Source organism: Pseudomonas sp. OVF7, assembly GCF_030644265.1.
GTDB lineage: Bacteria > Pseudomonadota > Gammaproteobacteria > Pseudomonadales > Pseudomonadaceae > Aquipseudomonas > Aquipseudomonas gorinensis.
This window is the reverse complement of sequence record NZ_CP128996.1, coordinates 3,271,204-3,290,148: the sequence shown is the minus strand read 5'-3', so window position 1 is coordinate 3,290,148 and position 18,945 is coordinate 3,271,204. Positions and strand designations below refer to the sequence as shown.

Genomic DNA, 18,945 nt, shown 5'->3' with positions numbered 1-18,945 from the left:
ATGAATGCACCGCGTGTTTCCCATCCCCGAGAACCCGGGCTGTTTGCCCGCGCGCCGAACCTGGAGCGCTACCGCGTGGCCGCCGGCGGTGTGACCCTGGTGGACTTGCAGCCTGGCGACGGTCTGCACGTGATCGACGTCGAAGGCCGGCAACCCTGCGCACTGCTGGCCCTCGACGCCGGCGGTCGCAGCGCCCTGGCGAGCTGGGGCCTGCGCGGGTCAACGGCGTGCAGTGTGCCAGGGCGTATCGGCCTGGCGCTCCAGCGGCGCGGCATCGACGCCCAGGCATTGCCGCTGGCCGCCTCGCTGTGGGACGCCGACAGCCCGCCCGGCCACAGCCGGCAGTTTGTCGCCCAGGACGCGCTGCTGGTGATCGTCGCCGCGCCCGCCGAGGCCACCGCCGTCGACCGGCAATACCGGCCCAGCGAGCTGCGCCTGCGGGTGACGCGGGCCAACCCATCGCCGCTGCTGGTACCGGCCCTGCCCGAGCCGTTGGGCGACGTGCTGGACGAATTCACCCTGCGCGCGGGCACGGCCCGCAGCTACACCGTCGCCAAGGGGCAGTACGTGCAGGTGCTGGATGTGGCCGGCCGCCAGTGTTCGGACTTCGTCGCCCTCGACCGGCGTGCCCTGGATCGCGGCGTGGAGCTGGAGCTGGACCAGACCGTCACGCGCACCCTGAACGGCAGCGCCTACCCGGCACCGGGGCTGTTCTCGAAGTTTTTCGACCGCCACATGCAACCGATGCTGGAGGTGGTGCAAGACACCGTCGGGCGCCACGATTCATTCGCCCTGGCCTGCGCGGCGCGCTACTACGAAACCCATGGGTATTTCGGGCACGACAACTGCAGCGACAACCTCAGCCAGGTCCTTGCGCCCTATGGCGTGCAGGCCCGCAACGGTTGGCCGGCGATCAACTTTTTCTTCAATACGGGGATTGATGCGCACCAGCAGATGACCCTGGATGAGCCCTGGTCGCGGCCCGGTGACTACGTGCTGCTGCGGGCCATGACCGACCTGCTGTGTGGCAGTACCTCGTGCCCGGATGACATCGACCCGGCCAATGGCTGGAACCCGACCGATATCCATGTCCGCATCTACAGCGAGAAGGAGCGTTTTTCCATCGCCATGAGCACTCGAACCACGGCGGATGCCGACCCGATTCTCACCCGTGAGTCCGCGTTTCACTCACGCACCAGCGCCCTCACCGGCAGCTTCATCGACTACCGCAACTGGTGGCTGCCGCTGCGCTACGACGGTTACGGCGCCACCGAGGAATACCTCGGGTGCCGCGAACGGGTGGCGGTGATGGACCTGACCGCCCTGCGCAAATTCGAAATCATCGGCCCCGACGCCGAAGCCCTGTTGCAGTACTGCCTGACCCGCGATGTGCGGCGCCTGGCGGTGGGCCAGGTGGTGTATTCGGCGATGTGCCACGCCCACGGCGGCATGCTCGACGACGGCACCCTGCTGCGCCTGGGCCCGGACAACTTCCGTTGGATCTGCGGCGAAGACTATGCCGGCGTGTGGTTGCGCGAGCAGGCACAGAAACTGGGCATGAAGGTGTGGGTCAAGTCCGCCAGCGAGCAGATCCACAACCTGGCGGTGCAAGGGCCCCTGAGTCGCGAGCTGCTCAAGCAGATGGTCTGGACCCCGCCCACCCAGCCGAGCCTGGAAACCCTCGGCTGGTTCCGCTTCCTGGTCGGCCGGCTGGACGGTTTCGACGGCTGCCCGTTGATGATTTCGCGCACCGGCTACACCGGCGAGCTGGGCTTTGAGGTGTGGTGCCAGCCCGAAGACGCCGAACGGGTGTGGGACCGCATCTGGCAACTCGGCCAACCCTTGGGCCTGGTCCCGCTGGGCCTGGAGGCCCTGGACCTGCTGCGCATCGAAGCCGGGCTGATCTTTGCCGGCTACGAGTTCAGCGACCAGACCGACCCGTTCGAGGCGGGCATCGGTTTCAGCGTACCGCTCAAGAGCAAGACCGATGACTTCATCGGTCGCGATGCCCTGTTGCGGCGCAGCGCCCACCCCAGCCACAAGCTGGTCGGCCTGCACCTGAGCGGCAACGAGACGGCCCGGCATGGCGACCCGGTGTACCAGGGCCGGGCCCAGGTCGGGGTAATCACCAGTGCCTGCCGCTCACCGCTGCTGGCCAGCAATATCGCGCTGTGCCGGGTCGACGTGAGCTGCGCCGAGCCCGGCACTGAACTGGAGATTGGCAAAGTCGATGGCCTGCAGAAGCGCATCAGCGCCAGGGTCAGCGCAGCGATTTTCTACGACCCGGACAAAAGCCGGGTGCGTAGCTGATCGTCCCGAAACGTGTGTGCCACCCCATTTTGACTGCCCCAACCTAACCGCTATTCAGACATGGGAATACGAAGATGGAAGCGACGACGTTCGAGGCTGTACCGCAGGCTGCCGGCTCGGTGGGCAGCCTGCACCGCAAGATCGATTGGCGCGGGGCCTTCTGGGTCGCCAGTGGCGTGCCCGCGCTGGTGCTGTTCTCCATCGGTGCGATTGCCGCCACGGTGGGCAAGCCGGCGTGGATCGTGTGGATCGTGTCGATCCTGTTCGGGTTTATCCAGGCCTTCACTTACGCCGAGATCGCCGGGTTGTTCCCGCACAAATCCGGCGGCGCCTCGGTGTACGGCGCGGTGGCCTGGGTGCGCTACAGCAAGCTGATCGCGCCGGTGTCGGTGTGGTGCAACTGGCTGGCCTGGTCACCGGTGCTGTCCATCGGCTCGGGGCTGGCGGCGGGGTATATCCTCACGGCGCTGTTTCCCGCCGATGCGTTGATCAACACCTGGCAACTGACCCTGCTGGACCTGGGCTGGGTCAAGAGCGGTCTGTCGCTGCGCATCAACGCGACGTTCGCCATTGGTTTGTTGATTTTGCTCACGGTGTTTGCCGTGCAGCACGGCGGCATCCTGCGTTCGGCGCGCCTGACCCTGGTGCTCGGCGTCACCTCGTTGATTCCGCTGCTGCTGGTGGGCGTGGTGCCCTTGTTCACCGGGGATGCGGCCCAGGCCAACTTCCTGCCGCTGTACCCCCTGGCCCATGACGCGGCCGGGCAAGTCATCGATGGGCCCTGGGATATTTCCGGCTGGTCGCTGATGGCCGGTGGGCTGTTCATGGCAGCGTGGTCCACCTACGGTTTTGAAACGGCGGTGTGCTACACCCGCGAATTCAAGGACCCCAAGCGCGACACGTTCAAGGCGATCTTCTACGCCGGCCTGCTGTGCATCCTGGTGTTCACCCTGGTACCGCTGGCGTTCCAGGGCAGCCTGGGGCTGGGCCAACTCGTGACCCCGGCGGTGCTCGACGCCAGTGGCGCAGTCGTGACGCCGGCGGTGTACAGCGGCCTGCTCTCGCCCGCGATCTACAGCGGCATGGGGGTTGGCCAGGTGATGGCCGACAGCATCGGTGGCGGCAAGGTGGTCGCCAATATCGTGTTGATCATGCTGGTGCTGGCGACGTTGCTGGCGATCATGACCTCGATGTCCGGTTCGTCGCGCACCCTGTATCAGGCCTCGGTGGATGGCTGGTTGCCCAAGTACCTGGGGCGCACCAACGAGCACGGCGCGCCGACGGCGGCAATGTGGACCGACCTGTCATTCAACCTGCTGCTGTTGCTGATGTCGGACTACGTGTTCGTGCTGGCGGCATCCAACGTCAGCTACATCATCTTCAACTTCCTCAACCTCAATGCCGGCTGGATCCACCGCCTGGACCGCCCCGACTGGGTACGCCCGTACAAAGCCCCCACCGTGCTGCTGGCGGCCGGCGGCGTGCTGAGTTTCGTCAACCTGGCCTGCATGGGCCTGGGCGCGGATATCTGGGGCGCGGGCACGCTGGTCACCGGCTTGCTGTTGGCGCTGCTGATCCTGCCGGTGTTCTGCTACCGCCACTATGTGCAGGACAAGGGCCACTTCCCCGCCGCCATGCTCACCGACCTGTATATCCAGGCCGACGACGGCCAACGCCGCGCCGGCTGGCTGCCCTATGCCACGCTGGTGGCCGGTGTGCTGGTGGTGTATGCCTGCCATCAACTGGTAGCCTGAGCCTTCTGGCCTGCCTATGGCTGAGGGATTGTTATCCCTCAGCTCCTTATTTCCCAGACAATGGTGACGCTTTTGACCAGCTCTCTCCCCACGCTTGCCCGCGATATCGACGGCAAGGCCATCGCCGCCCAGGTGCTCGACGAGGTTCGCGAAGAGGTCCTGCTGCTTGCCTCGCAGCAGATCTACCCGGCCCTGGCGGTATTGCTGGTGGGCGATGACCCGGCCAGCCACGTCTACGTGCGCAATAAACTGCTGCGGGCCAAGGAAGCCGGGATTCGCTCCCTGGAATACCGGCTGCCGGAAGATGCCAGCCAGGCGCAGGTGCTGGACCTGCTTGCCCAGTTGAATACCGATGCGTCGGTCAACGGCATCCTGGTGCAATTACCACTGCCGGCGCATATCGACGAGGCAGCGGTGATCCACGCGATTGACCCGATCAAGGACGTGGATGGCTTCCACCGCGAAAACGTCGGCGGCCTGGTGCAAGGCATCGAGGTGCTCACGCCCTGCACACCCAGCGGCTGCATGCGCCTGCTGCACGAAACCTGCGGCGACTTGAGCGGCTTGCACGCGGTGGTCATCGGCCGCTCGAACATCGTCGGCAAACCCATGGCGACCCTGCTATTGCAGGCCCACTGCTCGGTCAGCGTGGTGCACTCACGCAGCGTCGATGCCCCAGCGTTGTGCCGTTTGGCCGACATCGTCGTCGCCGCCGTCGGCCGGCCGCAATTGATCGATGCCAGCTGGCTCAAGCCTGGCGCAGTGGTCATTGATGTCGGGATCAACCGCATCGCCACCGAGACCGGCACACGGCTGGTGGGGGATGTGGACTATGCCAGCGCCCGCACCGTCGCCAGCGCGATTACGCCGGTGCCGGGCGGTGTGGGACCGATGACGATTGCCTACCTGCTGAAAAACACCCTGGTGGCGAGCCAGTTGCAGCGCAAAGCCCTGCCCCGAGCGCCGGCGCTGCACCTGTAGGAGCGAGCTTGCTCGCGAAAAACGTCCAGGCAACGCGGTCATCCAGGATGCCCGCGTTATCGTTAACGATCTTCGCGAGCAAGCTCGCTCCTACAGGGTTCTCAGTGGTTGTAGGCGCGCTCGTTGTGCTCGGCCAGGTCCAGGCCCATCTCTTCCACCGACTCATGGGCCCGCAAGCCGACCAGGGCATTGACCACTTTGAGAATGATCCAACTGACCACAAAGCAATACACCGTGGTCAACAACACCCCCTTGAGCTGGGCAACCACCTGCCCTCCCATGGTCACACCTTCCACCAGCCCCCCCATGGACGGTACACAGAACACGCCAGTCAACACCGCGCCGATCATGCCGCCGATGCCATGCAGGCCGAACACATCGAGACTGTCGTCGTAGCCGAAGCGGCGCTTCAACACCGTCACGCTCAAGTAGCAGAACACCCCGCACAGCAGACCGATGGCCAACGCCCCTCCCACCCCCACATAGGCGCACGCCGGGGTAATCCCCACCAGGCCGGCCAACGCGCCGCTGGCCAGGCCGAGGGCACTGGGTTTGCCGACCTTGAACCACTCTGTGAACATCCAGCCGAGAATCCCGGCGCACGCGCCCAGTTGGGTATTGAGCATGACGATGCCCGAGGTGCCGCTGAGGCCACCGCCGGAGCCGATATTGAAGCCGAACCAGCCAACCCAGAGCATCGCCGCGCCGGCCATGGTCAGGCTCAGGTTATGCGCAGGCATCGGCGTGTTCTGGTAGCCCTTGCGCTTGCCGAGGATCAGGCACGCGGCCAGCGCAGCCACACCGGCATTGATGTGCACGGCGGTGCCGCCGGCAAAATCGAGCACACCCCAGTTATGCATCAAGGCCCCCGAACCGCCCCAGACCATATGCGCCACTGGGGCATAGACCAGGGTGAACCAGATGGCCATGAACAGCAGCGCCGCCGAGAATTTCATGCGTTCGGCAAAGGCTCCCGCGATAAGGGCCGGGGTGATGATGGCGAAGGTCATCTGGAAGGTCACGAAGACCCCTTCCGGAATATCCCCCACCAGGCTCTCCGGGGTCATGCCGGCCAGGAAGGCACGGCTCAGGCCGCCGACAAAACTGTTGAAGGTCACCTGCCCTTCGACCATGCCGGTGGTGTCGACCACCATGCTGTAGCCGTAGATCACCCACAGCACGCCCACCAACCCGGCGATGCCAAAGCATTGGGTGAACAGCGAAAGCATGTTTTTCGCGCGGACCAGGCCGCCATAGAACAACGCGAGCCCCGGCAAGCACATGAACAACACCAGCACGGCGGCGGTGACCATCCAGGCGGTGCTGCCGGTGTTCAAGGTGGGTGCATCAGCAGCGTACGCCAAGGGTGCAAAGGCACCGGCCGCGAATAAACCGAAGAGGGATTTGCCGAGAAGACGATTGACCATGTTCAAAGCTCCTGCAACAGAAGTGTGTAGGAGCGAGCTTGCTCGCGAAAAACGTCCAGGCAACGCGTTCATCCAGGGTGCCAGCGTTATCGTTGACGATCTTCGCGAGCAAGCTCGCTCCCACAGGGGGGGGTAATTCAGTAACTCGAACCCGGCACCCAACTGGTCCCGGCCAGCGGCACGCGGGCCATGGCGGCCGATTCCACGGTCAGCGCCACCAGGTCCTCGGGGTCGAGGTTGTGCAGGTGCGACTTGCCGCACGCACGCGCCATGGTCTGCGCCTCCAGCACCATCACCCGCAGGTAGTTGGCCAACCGCCGCCCACCTTCTACCGGGTCGAGGCGCTTGGACAGCTCCGGGTCCTGGGTGGTGATACCGGCCGGGTCGCGGCCGTTCTGCCAGTCGTCGTAGAAGCCGGCGGCCGAGCCGATCTTTTTCAGTTCCGCGTCCAGCCTCGGGTGGTTATCGCCCAGGGCAATCAGCGCCGCCGTACCAATGGCGACCGCATCCGCGCCCATCGCCATGGCCTTGGCCACGTCGGCACCGTTGCGAATCCCGCCCGACACGATCAACTGGACCTTGCGGTGCATGCCCATCTCTTGCAAAGCCTGTACCGCTTGCGGGATGGCCGACAAAATCGGGATGCCCACATGCTCGATAAACACTTCCTGGGTCGCGGCGGTACCGCCTTGCATGCCGTCGAGCACGATCACATCGGCACCGGCCTTGACCGCCAGCTTCACGTCGTAATACGGCCGGCTCGCGCCGATCTTCACGTAGATCGGTTTTTCCCAATCGGTGATTTCGCGCAGCTCGGCAATCTTGATCGCCAGGTCATCCGGCCCGGTCCAGTCCGGGTGGCGGCAGGCGCTGCGCTGGTCCACACCGATGGGCAAGGTGCGCATGCCGGCCACGCGTTCGGTGACCTTCATGCCCAGCAACATGCCGCCACCGCCGGGCTTGGCGCCCTGGCCGAGGACGATCTCGATGGCGTCGGCCTTGCGCAAATCATCCGGGTTCATGCCGTAGCGCGATGGCAAATATTGATAGACCAAATGCTGCGACTGGCCGCGCTCTTCCGGGGTCATGCCACCGTCACCGGTGGTGGTGCTGGTGCCCGCGATGGTCGCGCCACGGCCCAGGGCTTCCTTGGCATTGGCCGACAGCGCACCGAAACTCATGCCGGCGATGGTCACTGGGATCTTCAGGTGGATCGGCTTCTTGGCGAAGCGGTTGCCGAGGATCACGTCGGTGCCACACTTCTCGCGATAGCCTTCCAGCGGGTAGCGCGACACGCTGGCGCCAAGCAGCAGCAAGTCATCGAAGTGCGGCAGCTTGCGCTTGGTGCCGCCGCCGCGAATGTCGTAGATGCCGGTTTCGGCGGCGCGCTGGATTTCCTGGATGGTCAGGCGGTCGAAGGTGGCCGACTCGCGCAGGACCGGAGGGGTTTGTTCAGTCATGGTGGAGCTCCTGATCAGTACGCGGAGGCGTTATCGACTTTGAAGTTGTAGAGTTGACGGGCCGAGCCGTAGCGCTTGAAGTCCGCCGCCTGGTGGGCGAAACCCGCACGGTCGAGCAGCTCTTGCAGCTCCTTGAGGTGCTCGCTGCGCATCTCTTTTTCGACGCAGTCCGAGCCCAGGGACTCCACCGTGCCTTTGACGTAGATGTGGGTTTCGTACAGCGAATCGCCCAGCGCATCGCCGGCATCGCCGCACACCACCAGACGCCCGGCCTGGCCCATGAAGCAACTCATGTGGCCGATGCTGCCGCCGACGACGATGTCGATACCCTTCATGGAAATCCCGCAACGCGCGCCCGCATCGCCCTCGATCACCAGCAAGCCGCCATGGGCCGTGGCCCCGGCCGCCTGAGAGGCGCTGCCCTTGACCCGTACCGAGCCGGACATCATGTTCTCGGCGCAGCCCACGCCGACATTGCCGTGCACGGTGATCGAAGCCTGCTGGTTCATGCCCGCGCAGTAGTAGCCGGCGTGGCCCTCGATATCGATGGACACGGCTTGGTTCACGCCCACCGCGAGGTTGTGCTTGCCGTTGGAATGGATCACGCGCCATTCGTTGTCGATGGCCTGGGCGTGCAGCGCCTGGTTGAGGTCACGCACGGTGGCGGTGGAAAGATCGATGGTTTTCATGTGTGCGCTCCTTAAGCCGACTGGCGTTCCCAGATGTACAACGTGGCCGGTGCCGGCTCCCAGATCCGCGCGTTCTCGATGCCCGGCAGGCTCGACAGCGCCTGGTATTCGGAGGCCATGGCGACGTAGTCGTCGGTCTCGGCGAGGATCGCCGGCTTGCACGCAATCGGGTCGCGGATCACCGCAAAACCGTTGCGCGTGCCGATGGCGAAGGTGAAGAAACCGTCGAGGTCTTCCAGGGAATGGTCCAGCGCCTCTTTGAGCGAGTCGCCCTGTTGCAGGCGCCAGGTCAGGTAGCCGGCGGCGACTTCGGTGTCGTTGTCGGTTTCGAAGTGGATGCCTTCGCGCTTGAGTTCCTGGCGCAGGCGGAAGTGGTTGGACAGCGAGCCGTTGTGCACCAGGCACAGGTCGGCGCCGGTGGAAAACGGGTGGCTGCCTTCCATGGTCACCGCACTTTCGGTGGCCATGCGCGTGTGGCCGATGATGTGGCTGCCCTGCATGCTCGCCAGGCCGAAGCGCTGGGAAATCTCCTCGGGCAGGCCCATGCCCTTGAGGATCTCGATGCTCTGCCCGGCGCTCATGATGCGTACGCTCGGCGCCAGTTCGGCCAGGGCCTGGCGCACCGGGGCTTCGTCGGCGTGGATCTTCAACACGGCGGCGCTGGCGTTCTGGAACCAGTCCAGGGAACAGCCGAGGCGCCCTTCCAGCTCGCCCATCAAGCCTTTCCAATCGAAGGCTTCGGTGGTGGCTTGCAGGGTCAGCTTGACCCAGCCATCGGCGACTTCATCGCCGTAGATGGCAAAACCGGCGCTGTCCGGGCCACGGTCGGTCATGGCTTGCAGCATGGGTTCAAACAGCTGGCCGAGCTGGGGTTCCAGCCGCGGATTCTTCAGGTACAGGCCTACGATTCCACACATAACAAGTCTCCGTCACACGGTGTCAGAAAAATTCGGTATAGCGCTGGATTTCCCAGTCGCTCACATGGCGGCTGTACTCCACCCACTCCATGCGCTTGAGCTTGATGAACTCGCCCACGATCTGCGGGCCAAGTACTTCGGCGAACAGCGCGTCGGCTTCCAGCGCGTCACAGGCTTCCTTGAGGGATTGCGGCAGGGTCTTGATGCCGCGTTCAGCGATCTGCTCAAGGCTCAGGCTGTAGAGGTTTTCGTTGCAGACGTGGTCGATTTCCAACTGGCGATCGATACCGTCCAGGCCCGCGGCGATGATCGCGGCGCTGACCAGGTAAGGGTTGCAACCGGCATCCGGCAGGCGGAACTCCAGGCGGCCATACGGCACGCGCACCATGGCCGAGCGGTTGTTGGCGCCAAACGCAATAAAGGCCGGGGCCCAGGTGGCGCCGGACAACGAGTTGCCGACCACCAGGCGCTTGTACGAGTTGACCGTGGGCGCGGCGAACGCACACAGCGCCGGGCCATGGGCGAGCAAACCGGCGGCGAAGTGATAGGCGAGCTTCGACAGGCCCATGCCGCTCGGATCGCTGGCGTCATGGAACAGGTTTTTGTTCTCGGCGCTGCTGATCGACAGGTGAAAATGCATGCCGTTGCCGGCGCGTTTCGGGTCGGGCTTGGGCATGAAGGAACAGATCATGCCCAGGTCATTGGCGATCTCGCCGGCGGCCATGCGGAAGAAGGTGAAACGGTCGGCCGAGGTCAGGGCGTCGCTGTAGGTGTAGTTGATCTCGAACTGGCCGTTGGCGTCTTCGTGGTCGATTTGATAGACCTCGAAATCCACCGCCTGCAAGGCTTCGGTCAGGCGCTCGAGGAACACCCGCGAACGGGACAGGCCCTTGTAGTCGTAGCAAGGCTTGTCGAGGTTGTCGCTGGGGTCCACCAGTTGCAACTTGCCCTGCTCGTCGCGGCGCATCAGGTTGAATTCGGGTTCCAGGCCGGTGTTCAGCGTCCAGCCCTTGTCCTGCAGGCGCTGCACCTGCTGTTGCAACACGTAGCGGCTGTCGTAGGGATGGGGCTGGCCGTCGACATGACCGACGCACACCACGCGCCCATAACCTGGCTGCCAGGGCACCGGGGTCAATGTCGAGAGATCGCCGCGCGCCATGAAGTCCGGGCCATGAGGCTCCATGCCCATGCCGCTGATGGCAAACCCGGCGAACCCCGCGCCCTCTTCGGCCACGGTCTTGAGCCCACAGATCGGCACCGACTTGGTCTTGGCCGCCCCGTGTATATCCACAAACTGCGCAAGCACGTACTTGATCCCGTGCTTGTCGATGATGCGCTGGGTTTCTGCTGGCAACATTGCGTGTCACTCCTCGCGAAAGGCAAAACCGTGTGGGTGGGCCTAGGCTGTCTTTTTATTCCTAAAAAGAAAGTTAGTTTCCCAACAGGAATGCAATACCCTTGCCAGATTCGCGAGCGGCGGATTGATGTGCCGGTGAAAGCGCTTTTGTGCTGTATATATGGGAAAATTCTTTTCCCCGCAGGAATACGTACAGCGGGGTGGCCTTCAAGCGCCAGACCTTGCACTTTCCCAGTGCGAAAATAATATTACTGAACGGAAACCGTGCAGGAGCCGATGATCATGTCCACCGAAACCGCCCCGCGCCTCAAGCTCGAGCAATACCTGGGGCTGCAGATCAAACGCCAGCGCCAGGCCCAGGACCTGAAGCTGTCCGACGTGGCGAAGATTGCCGATATCAGCCAGGGCATGTTGAGCAAGATTGAGAACGCCCAGGTGTCCACCAGCCTCGATACCTTGAGCCGCCTGTGCGATGTGCTCGGGCTGCCGTTATCGAAGTTGTTCAGCGAATACGACCAGCAGGATGGCAGCGCCTTGCTGGTCAAGGCTGACCAGGGCATGGAAGTGGTGCGCCGGGGGACCGAGAAGGGGCATACCTATCACCTGCTCAACCATACGCGCGGGCCGAAGAAGAGTTTCGAGGCGTACATGGTGAGCATGGATGACGCCAGTGAGGAGTTTCCGACCTTTGCTCATCCGGGGACGGAGTTTTTGCATTTGCTGGAGGGGGAGTTGATTTATCGGCATGGCAATCAGCTGTATCGGATGGAGGCTGGGGACAGCTTGACGTTTGAGGGGGAAATTCCTCATGGGCCGGAGGAGTTGGTGCGGGTGCCGATTCGGTTGTTGTCGATTATGAATTATGGGGGGGATAAGGAGTGATCGTGGGCATATCCGTTGTTTAGGTATCGGCGGGTTGGGGGTCCGTGTGCATATCCGTTGCTGCGGTAATGGCGGCTGGCGGGGTTGGGTACATATCCGTTTCTGCGGTAACGGCGGCGGCGGTTCCGCCCTTACGGCGGGTCACTTTTGGAAAAGAGCCCCAAAAGTAACCAAAAAGGCTCTTGCCCCACCACTCGGCACCTCGCCTAGGCTCGGTGTGCCCTCACTCCGGCTTGAATCCGTGGGCCGCCGTCATGGGCCATCCCTGGCCCAGGACGGCTAACCCGGCGTCCTGCCGGGTTACCCACGGATTCAAGCCTGCGTTCGGCCAGCGTGGTTTAACGGGGCGCCTAAGATCAAAAGCCAGAGCAAAAGCAGAGCAAAGCCAGAGCAAAGCCAGAGCAAAGCCAGAGCAAAAGCAGAATGAGGTCTACCTGACCTATGGAGATCTCTGACCTGTGGGGATCCAAATGTGGGAGGGGGCTTGCCCCCGATGGCGCTGGGTCAGTTAACAACTAAGTGGCTGACACTCCCTCATCGGGGGCAAGCCCCCTCCCACATTTTTGACCGAGTACACCAGGCACAAATCCGGTCGGCTCTAAGGCCGCCGCGCTTTGGCTTTTGATCTTCGGCGCCCCGTTAAACCACGCTGGCCGAACCTAAGCGAGGTGCCGAGTGGTGGGGCAAGGTACTTTTGGGTCCCTACAAAAGTGACCCGCTGTAAGAGCGGAACCGCCAGCCGCCGTTACCTAAATAACGGATATGTACTCAACCCAACCCAACCAAAAAATTTCCCCTCAGTTAAAAATCTTTCCCAAAACCCCTAGACGCCCCGCCCCCATTCCCCTATAAAGCCACTTCAGGAATATTTTATTCCCCACAAGAAAACGCGCTCAAGGAATGAGCCTGCTGTCCTCAGACATTTTTTCGCTATGCGATGAGCTGCCGCCATCATCCCGAGGACGTGTCATGCAACACGAAAAAAACCATTTCATCATCAAAGTCACTTGTCCCGCGGTGTCCGGCATTGTCGCTGCCGTCACCACCTACCTGGCAGACAAGGCGTGCTACATCGGGGAGATGGCGCAGTTCGACGATGACTTCAGCGGCCGCTTCTTCATGCGCGCGGTGTTCCGTTTCAACGATGGCCATGCGGGCAACCTGCAAGAGATCAGGGACGGTTTCGCCGAGGTCGCCCAGGCCTTCGATATGCAGTGGGAACTGTACGACACCCGCGAGCCGATGCGCGTGATGCTGATGGTGAGCAAGTTCGACCACTGCCTCACCGACCTGCTCTACCGCTACCACAAGGGCGAGATGGACATGACCATCACCGCCATCGTCTCCAACCACCTCGACCTGCGGCCCATGGCCGAGCGTGAGGGTATTCGCTTTATTTACCTGCCGGTGTCCAAGGACAACAAGGCCGCGCAGGAAGCCGAGCTGATGAAGATCGTCGACGACACCCGCACCGAACTGGTGGTGTTGGCGCGCTACATGCAGATCCTCTCCGACGACCTGTGCCGGCAACTGTCGGGGCGGGCGATCAATATCCACCATTCGTTCCTGCCCGGTTTCAAGGGCGCCAAGCCCTATCACCAGGCTTATCAACGCGGCGTGAAGCTGATCGGCGCCACCGCGCACTACGTGACCAGCGACCTGGATGAGGGCCCGATCATCGAGCAGGAAGTACAGCGCGTCGACCACGTGTACAAGCCCGACGACCTCGTCGCCATCGGCCGCGACACCGAAACCGTGGCCCTGTCCAAGGCGGTCAAGTACCACCTGGAGCACCGCGTCTTCCTCAACCAGGACAGAACGGTGGTGTTCCGGTGAGCGCGCCCACACTGATCGACGGCAAAGCCGCCGCCGCGCAGGTGCTGCTGCAAGTGCGCGAGGACGTGGCGCACCTGCATGCGCAAGACATTCAACCGGCCCTGGCGGTGATCCTGGTGGGCAACGACCCGGCCAGCCAGGTCTATGTGCGCAACAAGATCCTGCGCGCCGAGGAGGTGGGCATCCGCTCCGTGGAGAATCGCCTGCCCGATGACACCAGCACCGAACAACTGTTGATCCTGATCGGCCAATTGAATGCCGACCCGGCGATCCACGGCATCCTCCTGCAATTGCCGTTGCCGGCGCAGATGGACGAACTGCGTGCCTTGGAGGCCATCTCACCGGACAAGGACGTCGATGGTTTTCACAGCCAGAACGTCGGCGGCCTCAGCCAGGGGCGCGCGGTACTCACGCCGTGCACGCCGAGCGGCTGCCTGTACCTGTTGGAGCAAACCTGCGGCGACCTGCGCGGCAAACACGCGGTGGTGATCGGCCGCTCGAACATCGTCGGCAAACCCATGGCCGCGCTGCTGCTCAAGGCGGACTGCTCGGTAACCGTGCTGCATTCGCGCAGCCAAAATGCCCAGGCCCTGTGCAAACAGGCCGATATCGTGATCGCCGCCGTAGGCCGCGCACGCTTGATCGACGCCAGCTGGCTCAAGCCTGGCGCGGTGGTGATCGATGTCGGCATCAACCGCATCGACGACGACGGCCGCAGCCGCCTGGTGGGCGATGTCGACTTCGACAGCGCCATGCCCCATGTCGCCGCCATCACCCCGGTGCCCGGCGGTGTCGGGCCGATGACCATTGCCTTCCTGATGAAAAACACCGTGGCCGCCGCCCTCGCGCAACACCACACCTTACGCAGCCAATCGGAGGCCGTATGCCATTCAATCTATTGAAATACGGACTGAGTTCGGAGTACCCGGTGGAGGTGGACCTGCCACCGCCCAAGGAACTCAAGGCCAGCTATGACGTCGTGATCATCGGCGCCGGCGGCCATGGCCTCGCGACCGCCTACTACCTGGCCAAGTACCACGGCATCACGAATATCGCAGTGCTGGAAAAGTCTTACCTGGGCGGCGGCAATACGGCGCGCAATACGGCGGTGATCCGCTCCAACTACCTCACCAGCGAGGGCGTTCGTTTCTATGCCGAGTCGGTGAAGATGTTCCAGTCGCTGTCCAACGAGTTCGACTTCAACATCATGTATTCCGAGCGCGGCCAACTGACCCTGGCCCACACCGACGCCACCGTGCGTTCGTTCCGCCAGCGCGCTGAGGTCAACAAGCACTTCGGCGGGCGTACCGAGATGATCGACCGCCAGCAGATCCGCGAGCTGGTGCCCAGCCTCAACCTCGACCCCGGCCACTTGCCGGTGATCGCCGGGCTCTGGCATATCGACGGCGCCACCGCGCGCCACGACGCCGTGGCCTGGGGCTACGCCAAGCAGGCGGCCAAGCGCGGCGTGGAAATCCATCAGCTCACCGAAGTGCAGGACCTGGTGATCGAGAACGGCGCCATCACGGCGGTGAAGACCAATCGCGGCACCATCCGGTGCGGCTGCGCGGTGCAGGCGATTGCCGGGCACAGCTCGCTGCTGATGGCCAAGGCCGGCATTCGCTCGCCGATCCAGACCTTCCCGCTGCAAGCCATGGTCACCCAGCCGTTCAAGCCGTTCCTCGATCCGCTGGTCAGTTCCTCGGCGCTGCACTGTTACGTGCAGCAAACCAGCCGCGGCGAAGTGGTGTTCGGCGGTGGCTCCGACCCTTACCCGCTGTTCAACACGCGCTCGACCCTGGACCTCAAGGAAAGCCTGCTGGCCCATGCCATCGAGATGTTCCCCTTCCTCGCCAATGCCAAGTTGATGCGCCAGTGGGCCGGGATCACCGACATGACCCCCGACTACAGCCCGATCATGGGCCTGTCGCCGGTAAAAAATTACTACCTCGACGCCGGCTGGGGCACCTGGGGCTTCAAGGCCACGCCGATCTGCGGCAAGACCATGGCCGAGCTGGTCGCCAGCGGCGGCAAGGTGCCGGAGCTGATCAAGCCGTTTGGTCTCGAACGTTTCTCGACCTTCCAGCAAGTCAACGAGATGGGCGCCACGGCGGCCAGTCACTGACGGAGAGCGGACTATGAAAATCATGATGTGCCCGCTCAACGGGCCACGCAATATCAGCGAGTTCACCTATGGCGGTGAATTCAAACCGATGCCCGACCCAGTGACGTGCAGCGATGCCGAATGGGCCGACTACGTGTTCAACACCGACAACCTCGCCGGTGTGGTGCGCGAATGGTGGATGCACACGCCCTCCAGCTATTGGTTCCTCGCCGAACGCCACACGGTCACCGATGAAATCCTGCGCACCTTCGATCCCCGCGAGTTATTCACCACCCGCGTCGACTTCACCACCGCCAAGGAGATCGCCGGATGAACCGCCTCCCCGCCCCCATGGGCCTGCTGATCCAGCGTGACCAGCCACTCGATTTCAGTTTCGACGGCCTGCCCTACCAAGGTTTGCAGGGCGACAGCATCGCCAGTGCCCTGCTCGCCAACGGGCGCTTCCTGATGTCGCGTTCGTTCAAATACCACCGCCCACGCGGCCCCTTGACCATGGCCGGCCAGGACGCCAACAGCCTGGTGCAACTGCCCCGCGAACCCAACGTGCTGGCCGATGCCCACGCGCTGTCCGCCGGCTTGGCCGTGACGGCGCAGAACGTCAACGGTTCGCTGGACAACGACAAGGACGCCTACCTGGGCAAGTTCTCCAGGTTCATGCCGGTGGGTTTCTACTATCGCTCGTTCTACAAGCCCAAGGGCATGTGGAAAGTCTGGGAGCCGATCATCCGTAAAAAGGCCGGCCTGGGCGTGCTCGACCTGAGGTTCCAACCCGAGTACTACGACAAGGCCTACCTGTTTACCGACCTCGCGGTGATCGGTGCCGGCCCCGCCGGCTTGCAGGCCGCGCTGACCGCCGCGAATGCCGGAGCCAAGGTGTTGCTGATCGAACAGCAGCCGATCCTCGGTGGGTCGCTGACCTATGCGCGCTTCGATATCGCCGGCACCCGCGCCGACACCTTGCGCCGCGAGTTGCTGGACGTGGTGCAGCAGCACGCGAATATCCGAGTGCTCACCGATGCCACCTGCAATGCCTGGTTTACCGACAACTACCTGCCGGTGATCCAGGGCAAGCGCCTGTATAAGGTGCGCGCGCAACAGTGCCTGGTGTGCAGCGGTTCGTTCGACCAACCGGTGGTCTTCCGCAACAACGATCTACCGGGGGTGATGCTCACCAGTGCCGCGCAACGCCTGATGAAGCTCTATGCGGTCAAGCCCGGCAAGCGCGCCGTGGTGCTCACCGGCAACGATGACGGCTACCTCGCCGCCCTCGACCTGCATGACCAGGGCGTCGACGTGGCCGCCGTGATCGACCTGCGTCACGCTCCGGCAGACAACGCCCTGCCCGCGGCCCTGGCCCAGCGTAAGATCCCGTGCCTGACCAACAGCACGGTGTTCGAGGCCCTGCATGAAAAAGGCCTGCGCCATGTGAAGGGCGTCGACGTGCGTCAGATCACCGGCCAGGGCCAGGTCAGCGCCAGCGGGCAAGTGATCGACTGCGACCTGCTGTGCATGTCCGCCGGTTATATGCCGGTCTATCAGTTGCTGTGCCAGGCCGGTGGCAAGCTGGCCTATGACGACTCGCGTGCGGAGTTCAGCCTCAGCGGTTTACCGCAGAACCTGAATGTGGCCGGCTCCGTGCACGGTCGGCACCAGTTGGACAACGTGCTGGCAGACGCCACCAATGCCGCCGCCGACAGTGTGCTCGCCCTCGGCTTGAAGACTGCCAGCCCACGCGTGCCGCTGCGCAGCGAAGCCCAGGTCAACTTCCACTGGCCAATCTTCCCGCACCCCAAGGGCAAGGACTTCGTGGATTTTGACGAAGACCTGCAAGTGGCGGACATCGTCAACGCCACCCGCATCGGCTACCGCGATGTGCAGTTGGTCAAGCGTTACTCCACGGTCGGCATGGGCCCGTCCCAGGGGCGCCACTCGGCGCTGCCGACCGCGCGGCTGGTGGCCTGGGCGACCCAGCGCAATATCAGTGAAACCGGAGTGACCACCGCACGGCCGCCATTCGTGGCGGAAAAACTCGCGCATGTCGCCGGGCGTGCCTTCGACCCCTACCGCCAAACGCCGATGCACGCGCGCCATGTGCAAGCCGGGGCGAAGATGATGCCTGCCGGTATCTGGCAACGCCCGGCCTACTATGGCAAGCCCGAGGACCGCGAAGCCTGCATGCAGGCCGAAGCGCTGCACGTGCGCAACAAGGTTGGCCTGATCGATGTGTCGACCCTGGGCGGCCTGGATGTACGCGGCCCGGACGCCGCCGAACTGCTCAACCGCATGTACACCTTTGCGTTCCTCAAGCAGCCGGTGGGCCGTTCGCGTTATGCGCTGATGACCAACGAACACGGCGTGGTGATCGACGACGGCGTGTGCGCGCGGCTGGCCGACAAGCATTTCTACGTCACCGCCACCACCAGCGGCGTCGACCGCATCTACCAGCAGATGCTCAAGTGGAACGCGCAGTGGCGCCTGGACGTGGATGTGGCCAACGTCACCGCCGCGATCTGTGCGGTCAACGTGGCCGGGCCGGATTCGCGCAAGGTGCTGGAACAGGTGTGCAGCGACCTCGACCTCAGTGCCGAAGGCTTCCCCTACCTGGGCGTGCGCCAGGGCACGGTGGCCGGGATCAAGGCCCGCCTGCTGCGGGTGGGTTTCGTCGGCGAACTGGGCTATGAAATCCACGTACCGGCGCGCCACGGCCTGGCGTTGTGGGACGCGTTGATGACGGCCGGCAAGGCCTTTGACATTCGCCCCTTCGGCGTCGAGACCCAACGCCTGCTGCGCCTGGAAAAAGGCCACGTGATCATCAGCCAGGACACCGATGGCATGACCCACCCGGCGGAAATCGACATGGGCTGGGCAGTGAGCCGCACCAAGGCGTTTTTCGTCGGCCGCCGCTCGGTGGACATCCTCGAAGCCCAGCCGCTGAAACGCAAACTGGTGGGCTTCAGCCTGCCCAAGGGCAGCGTACAACCGCTGGAAGGCCACCTGGTGCTCAACGGCGCGGACATCAGCGGCAACGTCACCTCCTGCGAATACTCCAGCAGCCTGGGCCGTATCATCGGCCTGGCCTATGCCGGGATCGACCAGAGCACACCGGGGCAGCGCATTCCGATTCGCGTCGAGGGCGGCATCGTCGTCCAGGCCGAGGTGGTGCAACTGCCGTTCTTCGACCCCACCAACCAACGCCAGGAGGGTTAA

General features: G+C 63.7%; 14 protein-coding genes. 9 read left to right on the top strand and 5 right to left on the bottom strand.

Annotation, left to right across the window (positions count from 1 at the left end; genetic code table 11):
• From QU606_RS15120 to folD (QU606_RS15110), 3 genes are all read left to right on the top strand, one after another.
• Positions 1 to 2,310 carry a DUF1989 domain-containing protein gene (locus tag QU606_RS15120; protein ID WP_304998622.1) on the top strand — a complete coding sequence of 770 codons (2,310 nt, stop codon included), beginning with the start codon at positions 1 to 3 and terminating at the stop codon, positions 2,308 to 2,310.
• 74 nt (positions 2,311 to 2,384) lie between these two features.
• Positions 2,385 to 4,064 carry an APC family permease gene (locus QU606_RS15115; RefSeq protein WP_024074683.1) on the top strand — a complete coding sequence of 560 codons (1,680 nt, stop codon included), beginning with the start codon at positions 2,385 to 2,387 and terminating at the stop codon, positions 4,062 to 4,064.
• Positions 4,065 to 4,124: 60 nt separating this feature from the next.
• Positions 4,125 to 5,045, top strand: a complete 921-nt coding sequence (gene folD, locus QU606_RS15110) for a bifunctional methylenetetrahydrofolate dehydrogenase/methenyltetrahydrofolate cyclohydrolase FolD (protein WP_304998527.1) — start codon at positions 4,125 to 4,127, stop codon at positions 5,043 to 5,045.
• A 101-nt stretch (positions 5,046 to 5,146) separates the two neighbouring features.
• Here the strand turns inward: folD (QU606_RS15110) and QU606_RS15105 are convergent, their stop codons facing one another.
• The 5 genes from QU606_RS15105 to glnT all read right to left on the bottom strand — a co-directional run bounded on the left by QU606_RS15105 (position 5,147) and on the right by glnT (position 10,895).
• A complete protein-coding gene (locus tag QU606_RS15105) occupies positions 5,147 to 6,472 on the bottom strand; it encodes an ammonium transporter (protein ID WP_041160897.1) in 1,326 nt (441 codons plus the stop codon).
• Between the two features lie 137 nt (positions 6,473 to 6,609).
• The gene (locus QU606_RS15095; RefSeq protein ID WP_024074680.1) at positions 6,610 to 7,932 is read right to left on the bottom strand and encodes an FMN-binding glutamate synthase family protein; all 1,323 of its coding nucleotides are present in this window, start codon (positions 7,930 to 7,932) and stop codon (positions 6,610 to 6,612) included.
• Positions 7,933 to 7,946: 14 nt separating this feature from the next.
• Positions 7,947 to 8,621, bottom strand: coding sequence for a protein glxC (locus QU606_RS15090; protein ID WP_024074679.1), 675 nt, complete (start codon positions 8,619 to 8,621; stop codon positions 7,947 to 7,949).
• Between the two features lie 11 nt (positions 8,622 to 8,632).
• Positions 8,633 to 9,538 carry a glutamine amidotransferase family protein gene (locus tag QU606_RS15085; RefSeq protein WP_069075686.1) on the bottom strand — a complete coding sequence of 302 codons (906 nt, stop codon included), beginning with the start codon at positions 9,536 to 9,538 and terminating at the stop codon, positions 8,633 to 8,635.
• A 22-nt stretch (positions 9,539 to 9,560) separates the two neighbouring features.
• Complete coding sequence (glnT, locus tag QU606_RS15080; RefSeq protein WP_024074677.1) at positions 9,561 to 10,895, bottom strand: type III glutamate--ammonia ligase; 1,335 nt, start codon at positions 10,893 to 10,895, stop codon at positions 9,561 to 9,563.
• Positions 10,896 to 11,177: 282 nt separating this feature from the next.
• Between glnT and QU606_RS15075 the strand changes: the two genes are divergently transcribed.
• From QU606_RS15075 to QU606_RS15050, 6 genes are all read left to right on the top strand, one after another.
• Positions 11,178 to 11,777: a helix-turn-helix domain-containing protein gene (locus QU606_RS15075; protein WP_041161149.1), complete on the top strand. Its 600-nt coding sequence runs from the start codon at positions 11,178 to 11,180 to the stop codon at positions 11,775 to 11,777.
• Between the two features lie 969 nt (positions 11,778 to 12,746).
• A complete protein-coding gene (gene purU, locus QU606_RS15070; RefSeq protein WP_024074674.1) occupies positions 12,747 to 13,613 on the top strand; it encodes a formyltetrahydrofolate deformylase in 867 nt (288 codons plus the stop codon).
• Entirely contained in the window at positions 13,610 to 14,515 is a 906-nt protein-coding gene (gene folD / locus QU606_RS15065) for a bifunctional methylenetetrahydrofolate dehydrogenase/methenyltetrahydrofolate cyclohydrolase FolD (RefSeq protein ID WP_304998526.1), read from the top strand. The genes purU and folD (QU606_RS15065) overlap by 4 nt, the downstream gene beginning before the upstream one ends.
• Positions 14,497 to 15,738, top strand: a complete 1,242-nt coding sequence (locus QU606_RS15060) for an FAD-dependent oxidoreductase (protein WP_024074672.1) — start codon at positions 14,497 to 14,499, stop codon at positions 15,736 to 15,738. The genes folD (QU606_RS15065) and QU606_RS15060 overlap by 19 nt, the downstream gene beginning before the upstream one ends.
• Before the next feature lie 13 nt (positions 15,739 to 15,751).
• The gene (locus tag QU606_RS15055) at positions 15,752 to 16,051 is read left to right on the top strand and encodes a sarcosine oxidase subunit delta (protein ID WP_024074671.1); all 300 of its coding nucleotides are present in this window, start codon (positions 15,752 to 15,754) and stop codon (positions 16,049 to 16,051) included.
• Complete coding sequence (locus QU606_RS15050; RefSeq protein ID WP_304998525.1) at positions 16,048 to 18,945, top strand: 2Fe-2S iron-sulfur cluster-binding protein; 2,898 nt, start codon at positions 16,048 to 16,050, stop codon at positions 18,943 to 18,945. The genes QU606_RS15055 and QU606_RS15050 overlap by 4 nt, the downstream gene beginning before the upstream one ends.